This window comes from Rhizobium sp. R693 (assembly GCF_002211315.1).
Taxonomy (GTDB): domain Bacteria; phylum Pseudomonadota; class Alphaproteobacteria; order Rhizobiales; family Rhizobiaceae; genus Rhizobium.
This window is the reverse complement of sequence record NZ_LOKY01000047.1, coordinates 184,962-201,491: the sequence shown is the minus strand read 5'-3', so window position 1 is coordinate 201,491 and position 16,530 is coordinate 184,962. Positions and strand designations below refer to the sequence as shown.

The following is a 16,530-nucleotide window of genomic DNA, read 5'->3' as shown; positions in this document are numbered from 1 at the left end:
TGCTTCTTTCGACCGTCATCAAGCATATCCCTTGAGTGCTATCCACGCGTCTGCGCTGCCTGAGGCTGCTGCCGACGTGTGGGTCATTGAGATATTTCGGTCATCCGCCGCGCCGGCCTTCACCAGCGCAACGGAAGTAAGCGTATTTACTCGGCCGCAATTCCCATGCGGGCGCGTTCCATTTCTTCAAGCGCACGGCGGTACTCGACCGGCATGACCTTGCGGAACTTCGGACGGTAGTCGGCCCAGTTGTCCAGGATCTGCTTGGCGCGGGTGGAGCCCGTGTAGTGCAGATGGTTGGAGATCAGCTGGTAGAGGCGCTCCTCGTCGTGACGCGTCATGTCACCGGAAACGTCGACGCGTCCCTTGTGCATGAGGTCGCCGCCGTGATGATGCAGCTTCTCCAGCATGTCGTCCTCTTCTGGAACCGGCTCGAGCTCGACCATCGCCATGTTGCAGCGCTTGGCGAAATCGCCGGCTTCATCGAGCACGTAGGCAACGCCACCGGACATACCGGCCGCGAAGTTACGACCCGTCGAGCCGAGAACGACAACGACACCGCCCGTCATGTATTCGCAGCCGTGGTCGCCCACGCCTTCGACGATGGCGATCGCACCCGAGTTACGGACCGCGAAGCGCTCACCCGCGACACCGCGGAAGTAGCACTCGCCTTCGGTCGCACCGTAGAGAACGGTGTTGCCGACGATGATCGACTCTTCCGCCACGATCTTCGAGTTCTCAGGCGGCCGGACAATGATCTTGCCGCCCGACAGGCCCTTGCCGACATAGTCGTTGCCGTCACCGATCAGGTTGAAGGTGACGCCGCGCGCCAGGAACGCGCCGAACGACTGGCCGGCCGTGCCCTTGAGCGTCACGCTGATCGTGTCGTCCTTGAGGCCACGGTGGTTGTAGCGCTTGGCAACTTCACCTGACAGCATCGCGCCCGCCGAACGGTCGACGTTCTTGATATCGACTTCGAAGGACACAGGCGTCTTCGAAGACAATGCCGGCTCGGCCTCCGCGATCAACTCGCGATCGAGAATGTCGTCGATCGGGTGCTTCTGGCGTGATGTCCAGTAGGTCGCATCCTTCGGCGCCTCGACCTTGTGGAAGATGCGGCTGAAGTCGAGCCCCTTGGACTTCCAATGCGCCAGCATCTCGTCCTTCTCGAGCAGTTCCGAGGCGCCGATGATGTCATCGAGCTTGGTGAAGCCGAGCGAGGCCAGGATTTCGCGCACTTCGTTGGCGACGAAGAAGAAGTAGTTGACGACGTGCTCCGGCGTGCCCTTGAAGCGTTTTCGCAGAACCGGATCCTGCGTGGCAACGCCGACAGGACAGGTGTTCAGGTGGCACTTGCGCATCATGATGCAGCCGGCGGCGATCAGCGGCGCGGTCGCGAAGCCGAATTCGTCGGCACCGAGAAGCGCACCGATGATGACATCCCGGCCGGTCTTCAGACCGCCATCGACCTGCAGGGCGATACGCGAACGCAGGCCGTTCAAGACAAGCGTCTGCTGCGTCTCGGCAAGGCCGATTTCCCACGGAGAACCGGCATGCTTCAGCGAGGTCAGCGGCGATGCGCCGGTACCACCGTCAAAGCCGGAGACGGTGATGTGATCGGCGCGCGCCTTGGCAACGCCGGCGGCAACCGTGCCGACGCCGACTTCCGAGACGAGCTTGACCGAGACATCCGACGTCGGGTTGACGTTCTTCAGGTCGTAGATCAGCTGCGCCAGATCTTCGATCGAATAGATGTCGTGGTGCGGCGGTGGCGAGATCAGGCCGACGCCCGGCGTCGAATGGCGGGTCTTGGCAACAGTCGCATCGACCTTGTGGCCGGGCAACTGGCCGCCTTCGCCGGGCTTCGCACCCTGCGCGACCTTGATCTGCAGCATGTCGGCGTTTACGAGGTACTCAGTCGTGACACCGAAGCGTCCCGATGCGATCTGCTTGATCGCCGAGCGTTCCGGATTCGACGAACCATCCGGCAGCGGCATGTAACGGTCCGACTCTTCGCCGCCCTCGCCGGTGTTGGACTTGCCGCCGATCTTGTTCATCGCGATCGCCAGCGTCGTATGCGCCTCGCGGCTGATCGAGCCGAAGGACATGGCGCCCGTCGAGAAACGCTTGACGATCTCGGCAGCAGGCTCGACCTCATCGACCGAGACCGGCTTGCGACCGAGCTGCTCGGCACTCTTGATGTTGAACAGGCCGCGGATCGTGTTCATGCGCAGCGCCGAGGTGTTCACCATCTCGGCGAACTCGCGGTAGCGGTCCTCGGCATTGCCGCGAACGGCGTGCTGCAGCGTGGCCACCGCATCCGGGGTCCACGCATGGCTTTCGCCGCGCATGCGGTAGGCATACTCACCACCGATATCGAGCGTGGTCGCGAGCAGCGGGTCCTTGCCGAAGGCGGAGTTGTGACGGGCAACGGTCTCTTCGGCGATCGCCTTGAGATCGACGCCTTCGATCATCGTCGCGGTGCCGAAGAAGTACTTGTCGACCAACTCCTGCTGCAGGCCGATCGCGTCGAAGATCTGACCGCCGCAATAGGACTGATAGGTCGAGATGCCCATCTTCGACATAACCTTGAGGATGCCTTTGCCGACCGCCTTGATGTAGCGGTAGACAACTTCGGAGGCGTCCACTTCCTTGGGGAACTCGCCCTTGGCATGCATGTCAAGCAGCGTGTCGAAGGCAAGGTAAGGGTTGATCGCTTCGGCGCCATAGCCTGCGAGCAGGCAGAAATGATGCACTTCGCGCGGCTCGCCGGTCTCGACGACGAGGCCGACCGAGGTACGCAGGCCCTTGCGGATCAGATGATGGTGCACGGCAGCGGTCGCCAAGAGCGCCGGGATCGCGATACGATCCGGTCCGATCTGGCGATCGGAGAGCACGATGATGTTGTAGCCGCCCTTGACCGCCGCTTCCGCGCGCTCACAGAGACGATCGAGCATCTCGGGCATGCCTTCGGCGCCACGCTCGACGTCATAGGTGAAGTCGAGCGTCTTGGTGTCGAAGCGGTCTTCCGTGTGACCGATCGAGCGGATCTTTTCGAGGTCGCCATTGGTCAGGATCGGCTGACGCACTTCCAGGCGCTTGGCATTCGCCATGCCGGTATGGTCGAGAATGTTCGGACGCGGCCCGATGAACGAAACGAGGCTCATGACGAGCTCTTCGCGGATCGGGTCGATCGGCGGGTTGGTGACCTGCGCGAAGTTCTGCTTGAAATAGGTGTAGAGCAGCTTCGACTTTTCCGACATCGCCGAGATCGGCGTATCGGTGCCCATCGAGCCGACAGCTTCCTGACCCGTCGTCGCCATCGGCGACATCAGGATCTTGGTGTCTTCGGTAGTGTAGCCGAAAGCCTGCTGGCGGTTGAGCAGCGACACGTCGCGACGCAGCGCGCGCGGCTCGACCGGCTTCAGGTCTTCGAGGATCAGCTGGGTGCGATCCAGCCAGTTACGGTAGGGATGCTTGGTCGCGAGTTCGGACTTCACTTCCTCGTCGGAAACGATGCGGCCCTTCTCCATGTCGATCAGCAGCATCTTGCCCGGCTGCAGGCGCCACTTCTGGACGATATCCTCTTCAGCCACCGGCAGCGTACCCGCTTCCGAAGCGAGGATGACGCGATCGTCTGACGTGACAAGATAGCGGGCCGGACGCAGGCCGTTACGGTCGAGCGTCGCGCCGATCTGCTTGCCGTCGGTGAAGGCAACGGCCGCCGGTCCGTCCCACGGCTCCATCAGGGCGGCGTGGTATTCGTAGAATGCCTTGCGATCGGCCGCCATCGACTGGTTTCCGGCCCAGGCTTCCGGGATCAGCATCATGACGGCATGCGCCATGGAGTAGCCGCCGCGCACGAGGAACTCGAGCGCGTTGTCGAAACAGGCCGTATCCGACTGGCCTTCATAGGAGATCGGCCAGAGCTTCGAGATATCGTCGCCGAAGAGCGGCGAGGACACCGAGGCCTGACGTGCCGCCATCCAGTTGACGTTGGAGCGCAGCGTGTTGATTTCGCCGTTGTGGGCGACCATGCGGTAGGGGTGCGCCAGCTTCCACGACGGGAAGGTGTTGGTCGAGAAGCGCTGATGCACAAGGGCAACCGCGGTTTCGAAACGCGGGTCCGACAGGTCCTTGTAGTAGGCGCCAACCTGGTAGGCCAGGAACATGCCCTTGTAGACGACGGTCGCCGACGAGAGCGACACCGGATAGAAGTTGCTCTCCTCGCCGTCGAATTCGTCGTAGATGCGGTTGGAGATCACCTTGCGGAGCGTGAACAGGCGACGCTCGAACTCGTCGTTCGTCGCAGCGTCCTTGCCCGCGCCGATGAAGACCTGCACGTGATGCGGCTCGGTGGCAGCAATCTCAGGCGCCTTCGAAAGCGAGGAATTGTCGACGGGCACGTCGCGGAAGCCGAGGAAGACCTGACCTTCTTCGGTGATGACGTCCTGGATCACCTTCTTGAAATGCGCGATCTGCTTTTCGTCGCGCGGCATGAAGATGTGACCCATGCCGTACTCGCCGACCTTCGGCAAGGTGACGCCCTGCTTGGCCATTTCCTCACGGAAGAAGCGATCGGGGATCTGCACGAGAATACCGGCGCCATCGCCCATCAGCGGATCGGCGCCGACGGCACCACGGTGCGTCAGGTTCTCGAGAATGAAGAGACCGTCCTTGACGATCTGGTGCGACTTCTGACCCTTCATATGGGCGACAAAGCCGACGCCGCAGGCATCGTGCTCGTTGCGCGGGTCATACAGCCCCTGCTTTCGCGGCAGACCGGAGGCGAATTTACGCGTATTGGCCGTCGCGCGCGTCGTTGCTGCTGCGAACTGGTCAAAACCCGTGGATGGCGTCTTCGTCATCTTTCCCTCCTGTCAGAGCCCGCGGGGCTGCTGGCGGCTTCCTGCCGCGCGCCGTCCCTGATCCTAGGTTCGGTGCGTGACAGCGCTGTTGCATTATCGAAGATCCGGTCGCCGGCGGCAGGCTCTCCAGGGGAAAGCAACCGTGCGCTCCTGCGCCTGCCATCCGCCTCCGCGCGCGGGCATTCGCCCGCGTTTGAAGAACTATAGCGTGAAACCCCACGAGTGTAAGGTTTTTTGGCGCCTCTTCGGCCATTGCGGCCAAATAGGACAGCAACCCTGTCCTAATTCACTTGATCTATGGCAGAAACGAGCCGCCTGCGCAAGAGTGCAGATTCAAAAAATCGGCAGTTTGCGATCTAATCTTGCCGAAACATCTATCAGGGAGACATAAAATTACGCATTTCCGCACTATTTTGTTTATTGATTGCCGAAGTCAATTTTTGTGATGGATTCGACGCCGCCCCTTTGACCTGCCGAGGTGATGGCGTAAGGTCGCCGCCCGAACCCCATCCGCATCACATCCCACGTGGTCTCCCTTCATGTATTTTGCATCTGACAACTGGGCAGGCGCCCACCGATCCATCGCCGAACGTCTGCTCAGGGAATCCGACGGCTTTGCCGCGGCCTATGGCGCAAGCGAGCTCGATCGGCGTGTCGAGCGTCGCTTTGCCGAAGTCTTCGAACGTGAGGTCGCAGTGCTTTTCGTCGGCACCGGCACGGCAGCGAACTCGCTGTCGCTCGCGAGCGTCCAGCGGCCGGGCGGCATCACCTTCTGCCATTCCGAAGCGCATGTGATTGCCGACGAATGCGGCGCACCCGACTTCTTCAGCGGTGCGCGCCTGCTTGGCGTTCCCGGCGCGGAAGGAAAGATCGATCCGGGGAAGCTTAGGGAGAAAATCGCGGCTTTCCCGCAGACAGCAGTGCAACACGGGCGCGCAACGGCTGTGACGATCACTCAGGCGACGGAAGCCGGCACAGTCTATAGCCTGTCTGAGATCGACGAGATCGCCGCGATTGCCCAGAAGGACAAGCTGCCCCTCCACATGGACGGCGCGCGCTTTGCCAATGCCCTCGTCTCTCTCGGCGTCAGTCCGGCCGAGATGACCTGGAAGCGCGGCATCGACATGCTGTCCTTCGGTGGCACGAAGAATGGCTGCTGGTGCGCGGAAGCGATCGTCTTCTTCAATCCGGCGCAAGCAAAGGAGATGCCATTCTTCCGCAAGCGCGCTGCCCAGCTGTTCTCAAAGTCGCGCTTCATTGCAGCCCAGTTCGATGCCTATTTCGAGAACGATCTCTGGCTCGATCTCGCCCGCCATGCGAACGGCATGTCCGATCGTCTGCGCGCCGGCATCATCGCAAGCAAGGCATCGCGGCTTGCATGGCCGACGTCTGCCAACGAGGACTTCGCCGTCATCCCAAAAAGCGCCGCGAAAACGGCAGAGGAAAGGGGTGCGAACTTCTATGAATGGCCGGTGCCGCCGGCCACACCCGAGCTCGTCGGCCCGAGTGAAACGCTGATCCGCCTCGTCACCAGTTTTGCGACTGATGAGGCAGATGTCGATGGTTTCCTGGGCTGCCTCGCCCGCTGATTCCTCAGGCTCAATTCTGATGGCCCGTCACGGCAGATTGCGGCTTGCCGCTATCCGTCGTTTTCGCGTCGTGCCCCGCCACGACAATCAGCATCACACAGGCCACCAGCCCGGATATGAAGAGTACACCATACGTCATCGGTCCGTTCTCCTTGCCCCGAAGATCGACCATGGGTAATCGGAGACTAGGCCCCGAACCTAACCAGATGCCTAAGTGACAAGGTTGAGGGCACCTTAAGATGGTAAGCAGGCCATTAACTTTTGGGCGGGGCAGGGAATGCATTGCGCGGCAACGAAGCGTTATTGCGTGATGGGACCATGATTGATTGCCGATCTGCTGGCCACTACGCCGAGGTCGCGCTATCACGGGCCATGCCTTGATACCGGAAGACGACGAGAGAGACGCCGATGGAAATCCGTCCCGAACAGCCGAGCGACGTCGCGGCAATCCGCCAGCTCACCAAGGCGGCCTTCGCGCCGAAGGCATACAGCAGCCAGACAGAGGCGGAAATCGTCGCCGCGCTGCGCGAAGCTAACGCTTTGACAATTTCGCTCGTCGCCGTGGAGGACGGCGACGTCATCGGGCATGTCGCCTTCTCGCCGGTCACTATCGATGGCGGCGACCAGGGCTGGTACGGACTTGGTCCGGTTTCGGTGTGGCCCGACCGCCAGAACGAGGGCATCGGCAGCAAACTCATTCGCGACGGTCTGTCGCGACTGACCGATATCGGAGCCCGTGGCTGCGTTGTTCTCGGCGATCCCGGCTACTACAAGCGTTTCGGTTTCGAAAACGACGATGCCCTGATCTTTGACGGCGCGCCCGCAGAATATTTCATGCTGCTAAGGTTCGATGGTGGCCCGCTGCCGACCGGCAAAGTCAATTATCACGACGGCTTCAACGCCACGGAATAGCCGGGCGACCACGTCGCGCCTCCCGGAAGTGATCGTCATCCGACGTCGCCCCTCATGCCTCACCCGCTGGTACCAAGGCGTCGCACCTTGCCGAGAATGTCTTCCGACAGTGCCGATACCAGCGCCTGATCGGCGCCCTTGCGTGGCACAAGCACGAATTCCACGTCTTCGAGGAGAGGAAGCCTATCGCGCCCAATCTCTTTCAGGCCCGATGGCGCCATGCTGCGCGGTTGCACCAGCACGCCCATGCCGGCCCGCGCGGCCGCGGTCAGCCCGCTGAGGCTGCCGCAGGTACAGACGATCCGCCAGGCGATCTGGCTTCGGCCCAGCGCCTCGAGGGAAATACTGCGCGTAATGCTCGGTGGCGGGAAGGCAATCAGTGGCAGCGGCCCGCTGCTCAGCACATGATCCGGGTCCCGCGCCAGCCAGACGAGCGGCTCGCGGTAGACCAGCCGGCCACGCGCGTCGCCCAGCCGACGCTTTGCCAGCACAAGGTCGATCTCGCCATTGTCCTGCATCTCGTAGAGCGTTCCGGATAGCGCCACCGTCAGCTCCAGATCGACGGAGGGGTGCGAACGAACGAAATCCTCGAGCACCGCCGGAAGCTGGCTGGTCACGAAATCCTCCGAGACGCCGAGCCGCAGATTGCCGCGCAGGTTCTGCCCTTTGAATTGCGACTGCACCTGTGCTTCGATCGCCAGCATCGCCCGCGCGTGGCCGAGCAGTGCTTCGCCGTCCGTCGTCAGCACCACCTTATGGGTATCTCGCGCCAGCAATCGTCGGCCGACCGCACCTTCCAGCCGCTGGATGTGCTGGCTGACGGTCGATTGGCCAAGGCCCAGCCGCTCGGCGGCCAGCGTGAAGCTTCCCATCTGCTCGACGGCCACGAAGCTGCGCAATTGTGTAAGGTCAAGCATAACCTATCCCGAAGCGTGATGACTGTTATTCCTTGCATCCTGTATCATAATGGAAGAAATACCAATGATCCACCGATCCGATGAGTAAAGCCATGCGCCGCTTTCTGCCCGATACGTTCACGATCCTGCTTGCCTGCACGGTCATCCTCGCCTCACTGCTGCCGGCCAAGGGCACCTTTGCGGGCTATTTCGGGATAGCGACGAACCTGGCGATCGCCCTGCTCTTCTTCCTGCACGGCGCCCGCCTGTCACGTGACGTCGTGATCGCCGGCCTGCTTCACTGGCGGCTGCATCTCGCAATCCTGCTGACGACCTTCGGTCTTTTTCCCATCCTCGGCCTGGGCCTCGGTCTTGTGCCCGAATGGATCCTGCCGAAACCCCTCTATCTCGGCATCCTTTATCTCTGCGTCCTGCCTTCGACGGTGCAATCCTCGATCGCCTTCACCTCCATGGCAGGTGGCAACGTACCGGCTGCGATCTGCTCGGCATCGGCATCGAACATCTTCGGCATGTTTCTGACGCCGCTGCTCGTCGGACTGCTCTTCTCCGTCGGCGGCCATGGCGGCTTCTCATGGGACGTGCTCGGCCAGATCCTGCTGCAGCTGCTGCTGCCCTTCATCGTCGGTCAGGTGTTGCAACCATGGATCGGCGGCTGGATCCGCGCCAAAAAGACATTGCTGATGCCGGTCGACCGCGGCTCGATCCTCATGGTCGTCTATCTGGCCTTCAGCAAGGCGGTCGTTGAGGGGCTGTGGCATACATTCTCGATCGGCGACATTGCAGCCGTCATCGTCGCCGACATGGCTTTGCTTGCTCTCGTCCTGTGCGTCACGATGTACGGCAGCCGTCTACTGGGCTTCAACAAGGCCGACGAGATCACCATCACCTTCTGCGGCTCGAAGAAGAGCCTGGCCAGCGGCGCACCGATGGCGAACGTCATTTTCGCCGGGCAATCGGTCGGCGCAATCGTGTTGCCGCTCATGTTGTTCCATCAGATCCAGCTCATGATCTGCGCCGTAATCGCGCAGAAATATGCGGCGAAGACGGCGCACCACATCACGGAAGAGGAAGCCGAAGAAGCGGCAAGCCCGGCCTGACACCGGACAATAAAAAGGCGGCGCTCGAACGAGCGCCGCCGGCATTTTGGGTCTTGGGAGGACCGATTAGTTGGTGATTTGCGCCTCGATGGCCTTCGGCGCGCTGACCGGCTCAGCCGCAATCGCGATCTTGCGCGGCTTCATGGCTTCCGGAATGCTGCGAAGCAGGTCGATGTGGAGCAGACCATTCTTCAGCGAAGCGGCGGTAACCTCGACATGGTCGGCAAGCTGGAAGCGCCGCTCGAAGGCGCGCTTGGCGATGCCGCGATAGAGGAACTCGCTACCATCAGCTTTCTCTTCGCTCTTTTCACCCTTGACGGTGAGAGCGTGGGCCTGTGCTTCGATGGAGATTTCGGTCTCATCGAAACCGGCAACGGCCATGGTGATGCGATAGGTGTTTTCGCCGGTGCGCTCGATGTTGTAGGGCGGATAAGTCTGGCCCTGGTCAGGCTGACCGAGGCTGTCGAGCATGGTGAAGAGGCGGTCGAAACCGACAGTGGAACGATAGAGGGGAGAGAAGTCTACGTGACGCATGATGTCCTCCTGAGGAAGCGACGTGTTGCGATAATTGCCCCTGAAACCCCTCAATCGGCAGTTTCGGGACGGTTCGGCAGGCCCGTTTGGCGCCTGCAAGAATGAGATGGGGATGATTTTTGCGCAGTTCAAGAGCTACGCAGAAGCGAACTCACGTCGCGTGAACCGCATATGAACAGCTGGTTCGGAAGTCATTCATGAGCGGGGGATTAGGAATCATGCCATCGGGTGACACTGGCCCGATGGCTGGAGTGTATCGTCCCTTCGTCTTCAGCCCGATCTCCGGCCGGCATCGCAGAACCCCTCAAGTTCCGCATGCCGGTCTTTTTTATGGCGAGCTCGAAGACGAGATCCCGCAGCTTGTCAGGCCGACAACACTTTGGCGCGTGCGTTGATCTGGTCGCAGGCACCCCCGAACGGATCGAGCATCGGCACCAGGGGCGAAGCGCCAAGCAAGCTTTTTTCTTTGATTTGACACGGCGATCGCCTATCCGCTTTACTCTGAAGGCGAATCCGCGAAGGACACGATCGATCGACCATGGAACAGGTCCTTTTTTCGACCCCCGATAATCCAGCACCCGAAAACCGCACCGAAGGCTTCTTCGAGACGCATGACGGCCATCGGCTGCGCTATGCCGTCTTCCGCGCCGATGCGCCGGTGGCGAAGGGCACCGTCGTGCTCCTCCAGGGTCGAAACGAATACATCGAGAAGTATTTCGAGACGATCCGTGACCTGACGGCCAAGGGCCTCTGGGTCGCGACCTTCGATCTGCGTGGCCAGGGCGGCTCCGACCGGCTTCTGAAGTGGGGCCAGTATGGCCACGTCCGGCGCTTCGTCGACTACGAGCACGACCTCGACACATTCCTCGAGAAGATCGTGTTGCCGGATACCCGTCTGCCATTCTTCATTCTCGCGCATTCGACCGGCGCGCTGATCGCAATGTCGGCTGCCCCGTACCTCTCGACGCGCATCGAGCGAATGGTCCTGACCGCCCCCTTTATCGGCCTCTCGGGTCAGGCAGCGTCGGAAGGCACGATCCGTGCCCTCGCCGGGGTCGCCTGTTCGCTCGGTCTCGGCTCGTTTCCGCTAACGCGCCGGCTTAAAGAGCTGCCGTTCCGCGACAATCCGCTGACATCGGACGAGACGCGGTTCGAGCGCAACGTCGCCGTAGCAGCGGCTCACCCGGAACTGACCCTTGGTCCCCCGACCGCGCGCTGGCTGCACGACTCCTTCCGGACGATCGATCGCGTGACCTCCCCCAGTCATCTGTTTTCGATCACCATACCGACGGTCGTCATCGCACCGACCCGCGACGCCATCGTGCCCTATATCGCGCAGGAGCGTATCTCACGCTACTTCCGCGCCGCTCAGTTCGTGCCGATCAATGGTGCGCGGCATGAAGTGCTGCAGGAGCGCGATGTCTACCGCAAGGCAGCGCTCGCGGCCTTTCACGCCTTCGTCCCCGGCAGTGACGCCGAGGCCGTCGAGGAAGTCGAAGGATTTGGCACCTAGCCCGGCCCTCCAAGAGACCGTGGCAAATGCCGTCGGATACTATCGATTGAGAATGGCCATCGCCTGTTCGTAGACGGCGCGGCTTCCCGCTGCAATGATCGAGCCGCCGTTTTCCGGGCGCCCGCCATCCCAGGTCGTGATGATCCCGCCGGCATTCTCGATGACGGGAATGATGCCGCCGACATCATACGGCTTCAGGCTGTTTTCGATCACTAGGTCGACGTGACCGGCAGCGAGCAGCGCATAGGCGTAGCAATCCGTGCCATACCGGAAGAGTCTTACCTGGCTTTCGACTTCCCGGTATTTCTCCATCTCGGCGCCGGTAAAGAGATGCGGTGAGGTGGTGAAGAGAATGGCGTTTGCCAGAGCGCCGCAATCGCGGACCTGCAGCCGGCGCTCGCCCTCTGGGCCGCTATAGATGGAACCATTCGGATCCGCGAAGTAGCGTTCCCCGGTAAAGGGCTGCTCGATCATTCCCATGATGGCTCTACCGTCGCGCTGCAGACCGATCAGCGTTCCCCAGACAGGAACACCGGAGATAAAGGCGCGCGTACCATCGATTGGGTCGATCACCCAAACATATTCGCGGTCGAGGCCGACATCGCCGTGCTCTTCACCAAGAATGCCGTGCTCCGGGAAATGCTCCTCGATCAGCGCACGAATGGCGACTTCCGCAGCCCTGTCGCCTTCGGTGACTGGGTCAAAGCCGCTCGACAGCTTGTTGGTCACGTCAAGCCCGGACCGGAAACGCGGTAACGTCTCGGCCTTGGCGGCCTCCGCCAGGCGATTGAAGAACGAGCGATCAGGAAGCATGGTGAAATCCATCGGTGGCGCGCGAGTGGCGCTTTTCATAGCGGAATTGCGGTCAGTTGCAAACGAGAGCAGCAGCTTTTAGCCGGCTGCACAATATTTTTGCACCGCAAAATATTGATTGACAATTGTGCACCGCAATAGTAGCGTTTGCTCACAGTCTTTTGACTGTAAATACCCTCCTTGGGTGTTTCCTCCCTAGACTTAGACCGCCGTGAGGCGGTCTTTTTTTAAGCCATCTCGGAAGACTTACTCGGCAGCCAGGGCAGAGTCGGTCGCAAACTGCGCCACATAGATCGCCATCTGACGCATAAAGGCAGTGATCGCTCCGGCGACCAGGGCAAAGTCGGCGCGCTTCTCCAGCGTGATTTCGTCGACATAAATCGACCGGTTGACTTCTATCTGCAGCGCATGAAGCCCGCGTGACGGCCGGCCGTAGTGCTCGGTGATGAAGCCGCCGGCATAGGGCTTGTTGCGGATCGCCGTGAAGCCCATTTCCTCGAAGATGGCGACGGCCGCCCGCGACAGCTCGGCCGAAGCGCTGGTGCCATAGCGATCGCCGATAATGAAATCCGGCCGCGCATTGGTGCCTGCGACGCGGACATTGCCCGGCATGGAGTGGCAGTCGATCAGTACACCGAAGCCGAACTGGACATGCGTGCGTGCGATCAGCCGCCGCAGCGCCGCATGATACGGCTTATAGACGGCCTCGATGCGATCGAGCCCTTCCTGCACCGACAGCCGACGGGCGTAGATCTCCATGTTCTCGGCAACGATACGGGGAATGGTACCGAGGCCGCCTGCGACGCGCAGCGAATTGATGTTGGCGTAGGGCGGTAGCAGACCGTCGAACATGCGCGGATCGAGTTCGTAGGGCTCACGGTTCACATCCAGGTAGGCGCGCGGAAAGTTGGCGAGCAGGAGCGGCGCCCCGAGCGCGCTCGCATCGGCAAACAGCTCATCGACATAGTGGTCCTCGGAACGACGGATGGAAACGCCTTCGAGCCGCGACTGGGCGATGAATTCGGGCGGATAGATGCGCCCGCTGTGCGGCGAGTTGTAGACGAATGGAATGGCGTGCGACAAAGGCTCCCGGATCTCGAAAAGTGCGTATTCGGGGATTTCGTGCACCCTTTTTCCCTTTTTACCATGCCAGGAGGCGACTGCTTCGCCCATGTTGCCAGTTGCCGCACCGCAAGTCCATACTATCTCATGGGGATGACGGCCCAGACAGCCTCTTCACCGGTTGTTTACTGGCCGACTTCTAGTGTAATTGGCTGGAGCCCCACGCATAAATTACTGATTAGCGGTCTGGATAATGACTCAGAAGATACTTCTTGCAGAAGACGACAACGACATGCGCCGCTTCCTCGTGAAGGCGCTTGAAAAGGCAGGCTACAAGGTCCTCTCTTACGACAACGGTGCCAGCGCCTATGACAGGCTTCGCGAAGAACCCTTCTCGCTACTCCTGACCGATATCGTCATGCCCGAAATGGACGGAATCGAACTGGCGCGCCGCGCGACCGAACTCGATCCGGACCTGAAAGTGATGTTCATCACCGGATTCGCAGCTGTCGCTCTGAACCCTGATTCGAAGGCGCCGAAGGATGCGAAGGTTCTTTCCAAGCCTTTCCACCTCCGCGACCTCGTTGAGGAAGTGAACAAAATGCTTGCCGCGTAAGGCTTCCGGCAGTGCATGTCACAAAACCGAAAAAAGTCTATTGACGACAAAAACGGTTTGTGGTCTATGCGCCGCCATCGGATGGGCGTGTAGCTCAGCGGGAGAGCACTACGTTGACATCGTAGGGGTCACAAGTTCGATCCTTGTCACGCCCACCATTCGAATTCAAAGGCTTAGCGAGAAATCGCTAAGCCTTTTTCGTTTCCGGCTCGAACACTATTTCGCGCGTGCGGCGACAACGCATCGCCGCGTCCCCGGGCTCCGGCATCTGACGCTAGGGGTTGTTGTAAAACGATCCGCCGTCGTACGTGCAGGCGTAGTCGAGGACACATTGCTTGCCGGTCTTGTCCCGGAAACTGGCGGTGGTGCGCGCATAGCCCAGGCCGCATTTGGCAGGCGGATAGCGGAAGCTGCTGCCGCCGAAGCCGGAGCGGACGAACACCTTCTTGTTCTGGCGGATGATCTGCGAGATTTGGCTACAGGTGTAAGCGCGCGCATCGACGTTCAAGGCACCCGCAGAAAGTGCCGTCGATGGCAGCACGAGCGTTACGGCCAACAGCGAAGCATGAACGACGACCTGAATGCAGCCCATCTCACCCTCCCCGGCATGAGCATGGCGGGAAAACAACTATACTCGCTTTCGGCGAACCGGACAAAGCAACTGGTACCGTCAAGCGTGCGGCCGGTTGCGAGGTCGTAGGTGACCCGCGACATGCCAAAACAGTCCGATGTCCCCATATGCAGAGCGCCCGCCAAACCAGCGGGCGCTTCGTTCAGTGGGGCCGGGTGAGCCATATTACATGCACGCTGGTGCGGACTTCATGGCCGCCTCGGCGAGCGCTTTTGTCTTGTAGGCGCTACCGACAGCCATCGCGGCCTTGCCGTCAGGACGCTTCGAAACGATGCTGCATTTGCTGCTGTTCGGAGCATGCTCCACATAATAGTGGCTGCTTGCGGCAAGCGCCGGAGCGACGCCGAAGGCCAGGATAGCAACACTCAGAGCGATTTTCCTGATCATCGCATTCCTCCATCTTAGCTAGACTGGCAATCTCGCTGCCAGACGAGAGTTTAGCTATCGCTCGCGATCACTTTGCCCAAGCGTCATATCACCGCATGCAGGGGACGCCCGTATGGAGTACGACGGGCACTTGGATCTCGCCGGCCATCATTCTGGTTTTCCGCCAATTGCCAGAATGGAAAGTCGAGCCTATCGACCAATTTCGAACACAGAACAATGGCAAGTCGCTACCGACAACAGCACTGCTGAGACACGCACTACGAGGTAAAGACATGAGACTGGCAACTTTGGCCACCGCTTCGCTGCTCGCGGCGACACTGACCACGACAGCAGATGCGGCGTCGCAGAATTTCCCCGGCGCCCCCGGTGCCCTGACGCTCGCCGGCAAATGCGCCAAGCTCGTCGTCGGCAAGGTCGACGCGACGAAGGGTTGTGAAAGCGAACTTGCAAGCGTGACACTTGTGAATGGCCAAGTCACCTTCATCTTCACCTCGGGCGGCAAGATGCTGGGCTTTCAAGGCGATGGCACGGCCATCAAGCCTGCTTCGAACGGCAACGCCCGCATGCCGCTCAACCTCGTGGTGACCGGCGTCGGCCAGAAGCTGACAGGTCAGGTAAAGGTTGCCGGCACCTGCACGATGGGCAACCCGTACGGCGGCAAGCCGGTTGACATCGAATGCACGGCCGAAAGCAAGGACACGGCCTTTACGGGCAGCTTCCGCACCAACGGCAAGGCGCCGAAGCAGAAATAGGCGACCGTTTGTTGTTTTAGGTTAGGCTCAGGCACACCAGGCGCCACTCGCGCCCGGTTTGCGGGCCAAGCCCTCGTTGATCATCTGCACACCGATCGACCGACCGTCCCGCGACACGACATGCGGGGCGCCTGCCTTTCCGGGCTGCCCAGCCGGGTTCAACGAGAAGGATCCGGCGTTCAAAATGCTCAGGAGCCGCAGCTTGGCAGCAAAGCCCAGCCGTTTCTCATTGTCGCAGCGAGCCGTCTCGATACCTGGCGTCACGACGTCGGCAATGGCGATCTTCTCGCCCTTGTACCAGAACGTGTCTCCATCGGCGACGCAGTTGATATGCTCTCCCTGCCCGCAATAGCCAAACGCAGCCTTGCCGGTCTGTTCCTGCGCAGGCGAGACGGAAACAGGTACAGGCTTCTCCGGGACGACGGGTGCCTTGGCCGGAATGGGCACGGCAGCAGGCGGCGTCAGGCGTGCCGCGGTTATCGAAGCGGTCTGCCGGGGGCTGGTGTCGCGCTCGGGTTCGTTCCGTGCGACCGTGGCCGGCCGAGCGAATGTCGCTACTGGCGCATGCGCCGCCAGCATCGGTTTCACGCTTTTCCAGTTGTCGTATAGCGCAATACCGCCAACGGCGAGAACACCGATGATTGTCCAGGGGAGCGCGCTTCCGCCTCCTCTTGCCTTCGATCGTGCTGATGATTTGCGGCGGCGTGTCGCGGTCTTTGCCATCTGTCCGATTCCCGTGAATGCGCCGATTATCGCCGGGTAATCCTTTCCGAAACGTTGGCGACCAAGCATTTTGGCGCGGCTGCGGCAAGGCATGTTCGAAAGAGGTCGACCATCTT

General features: G+C 60.9%; 15 protein-coding genes and 1 tRNA gene. 7 read left to right on the top strand and 9 right to left on the bottom strand.

Features of this window, described 5'->3' with window-relative positions; genetic code table 11:
• Positions 1–146: 146 nt before the first annotated feature.
• A complete protein-coding gene (gene gltB, locus ATY79_RS27195) occupies positions 147–4,868 on the bottom strand; it encodes a glutamate synthase large subunit (RefSeq protein ID WP_088692069.1) in 4,722 nt (1,573 codons plus the stop codon).
• A 539-nt stretch (positions 4,869–5,407) separates the two neighbouring features.
• On the opposite strand from gltB, the gene ATY79_RS27190 reads away from it, so the two are divergent.
• A complete protein-coding gene (locus ATY79_RS27190) occupies positions 5,408–6,457 on the top strand; it encodes a low specificity L-threonine aldolase (RefSeq protein WP_088705445.1) in 1,050 nt (349 codons plus the stop codon).
• 10 nt (positions 6,458–6,467) lie between these two features.
• Here ATY79_RS27190 and ATY79_RS31930 read toward each other — a convergent pair whose 3' ends face one another.
• The gene (locus ATY79_RS31930) at positions 6,468–6,596 is read right to left on the bottom strand and encodes a hypothetical protein (RefSeq protein ID WP_280950672.1); all 129 of its coding nucleotides are present in this window, start codon (positions 6,594–6,596) and stop codon (positions 6,468–6,470) included.
• 269 nt (positions 6,597–6,865) lie between these two features.
• On the opposite strand from ATY79_RS31930, the gene ATY79_RS27185 reads away from it, so the two are divergent.
• Complete coding sequence (locus tag ATY79_RS27185; RefSeq protein WP_088692071.1) at positions 6,866–7,369, top strand: N-acetyltransferase; 504 nt, start codon at positions 6,866–6,868, stop codon at positions 7,367–7,369.
• A 59-nt stretch (positions 7,370–7,428) separates the two neighbouring features.
• Here ATY79_RS27185 and ATY79_RS27180 read toward each other — a convergent pair whose 3' ends face one another.
• Complete coding sequence (locus ATY79_RS27180; RefSeq protein ID WP_088692072.1) at positions 7,429–8,286, bottom strand: LysR substrate-binding domain-containing protein; 858 nt, start codon at positions 8,284–8,286, stop codon at positions 7,429–7,431.
• Positions 8,287–8,378: 92 nt separating this feature from the next.
• Here ATY79_RS27180 and ATY79_RS27175 point away from each other — a divergent pair, with 92 nt between their 5' ends.
• Positions 8,379–9,383: a bile acid:sodium symporter family protein gene (locus tag ATY79_RS27175; RefSeq protein WP_088692073.1), complete on the top strand. Its 1,005-nt coding sequence runs from the start codon at positions 8,379–8,381 to the stop codon at positions 9,381–9,383.
• Positions 9,384–9,449: 66 nt separating this feature from the next.
• Here the strand turns inward: ATY79_RS27175 and ATY79_RS27170 are convergent, their stop codons facing one another.
• Positions 9,450–9,917, bottom strand: a complete 468-nt coding sequence (locus tag ATY79_RS27170) for an Hsp20 family protein (protein WP_056821004.1) — start codon at positions 9,915–9,917, stop codon at positions 9,450–9,452.
• A gap of 538 nt (positions 9,918–10,455) precedes the next feature.
• Between ATY79_RS27170 and ATY79_RS27165 the strand changes: the two genes are divergently transcribed.
• The gene (locus ATY79_RS27165) at positions 10,456–11,430 is read left to right on the top strand and encodes an alpha/beta hydrolase (protein WP_088692074.1); all 975 of its coding nucleotides are present in this window, start codon (positions 10,456–10,458) and stop codon (positions 11,428–11,430) included.
• A 39-nt stretch (positions 11,431–11,469) separates the two neighbouring features.
• Here the strand turns inward: ATY79_RS27165 and hisN are convergent, their stop codons facing one another.
• Positions 11,470–12,243 (bottom strand): histidinol-phosphatase, encoded by a 774-nt coding sequence (gene hisN / locus ATY79_RS27160; protein ID WP_088692218.1) that lies wholly within the window; start codon positions 12,241–12,243, stop codon positions 11,470–11,472.
• Between the two features lie 246 nt (positions 12,244–12,489).
• A complete protein-coding gene (locus ATY79_RS27155) occupies positions 12,490–13,371 on the bottom strand; it encodes an N-formylglutamate amidohydrolase (protein WP_088692219.1) in 882 nt (293 codons plus the stop codon).
• Between the two features lie 187 nt (positions 13,372–13,558).
• Here ATY79_RS27155 and cpdR1 point away from each other — a divergent pair, with 187 nt between their 5' ends.
• Positions 13,559–13,921 carry a response regulator CpdR1 gene (cpdR1, locus tag ATY79_RS27150; RefSeq protein ID WP_007527565.1) on the top strand — a complete coding sequence of 121 codons (363 nt, stop codon included), beginning with the start codon at positions 13,559–13,561 and terminating at the stop codon, positions 13,919–13,921.
• 83 nt (positions 13,922–14,004) lie between these two features.
• Positions 14,005–14,079: transfer RNA gene (locus tag ATY79_RS27145), tRNA-Val, on the top strand.
• A gap of 116 nt (positions 14,080–14,195) precedes the next feature.
• On the opposite strand, the gene ATY79_RS27140 is transcribed toward ATY79_RS27145, so the two are convergent.
• Together ATY79_RS27140 and ATY79_RS27135 are read right to left on the bottom strand one after the other, a co-directional pair.
• On the bottom strand, positions 14,196–14,513 hold the full coding sequence (locus tag ATY79_RS27140; protein ID WP_088692075.1) for a hypothetical protein: 318 nt from the start codon (positions 14,511–14,513) through the stop codon (positions 14,196–14,198).
• Positions 14,514–14,717: 204 nt separating this feature from the next.
• Entirely contained in the window at positions 14,718–14,939 is a 222-nt protein-coding gene (locus ATY79_RS27135) for a hypothetical protein (protein ID WP_088692076.1), read from the bottom strand.
• A gap of 272 nt (positions 14,940–15,211) precedes the next feature.
• Here ATY79_RS27135 and ATY79_RS27130 point away from each other — a divergent pair, with 272 nt between their 5' ends.
• The gene (locus ATY79_RS27130) at positions 15,212–15,691 is read left to right on the top strand and encodes a hypothetical protein (RefSeq protein ID WP_088692077.1); all 480 of its coding nucleotides are present in this window, start codon (positions 15,212–15,214) and stop codon (positions 15,689–15,691) included.
• Between the two features lie 27 nt (positions 15,692–15,718).
• On the opposite strand, the gene ATY79_RS27125 is transcribed toward ATY79_RS27130, so the two are convergent.
• Entirely contained in the window at positions 15,719–16,414 is a 696-nt protein-coding gene (locus tag ATY79_RS27125) for a hypothetical protein (protein WP_088692220.1), read from the bottom strand.
• Positions 16,415–16,530 lie beyond the last annotated feature (116 nt).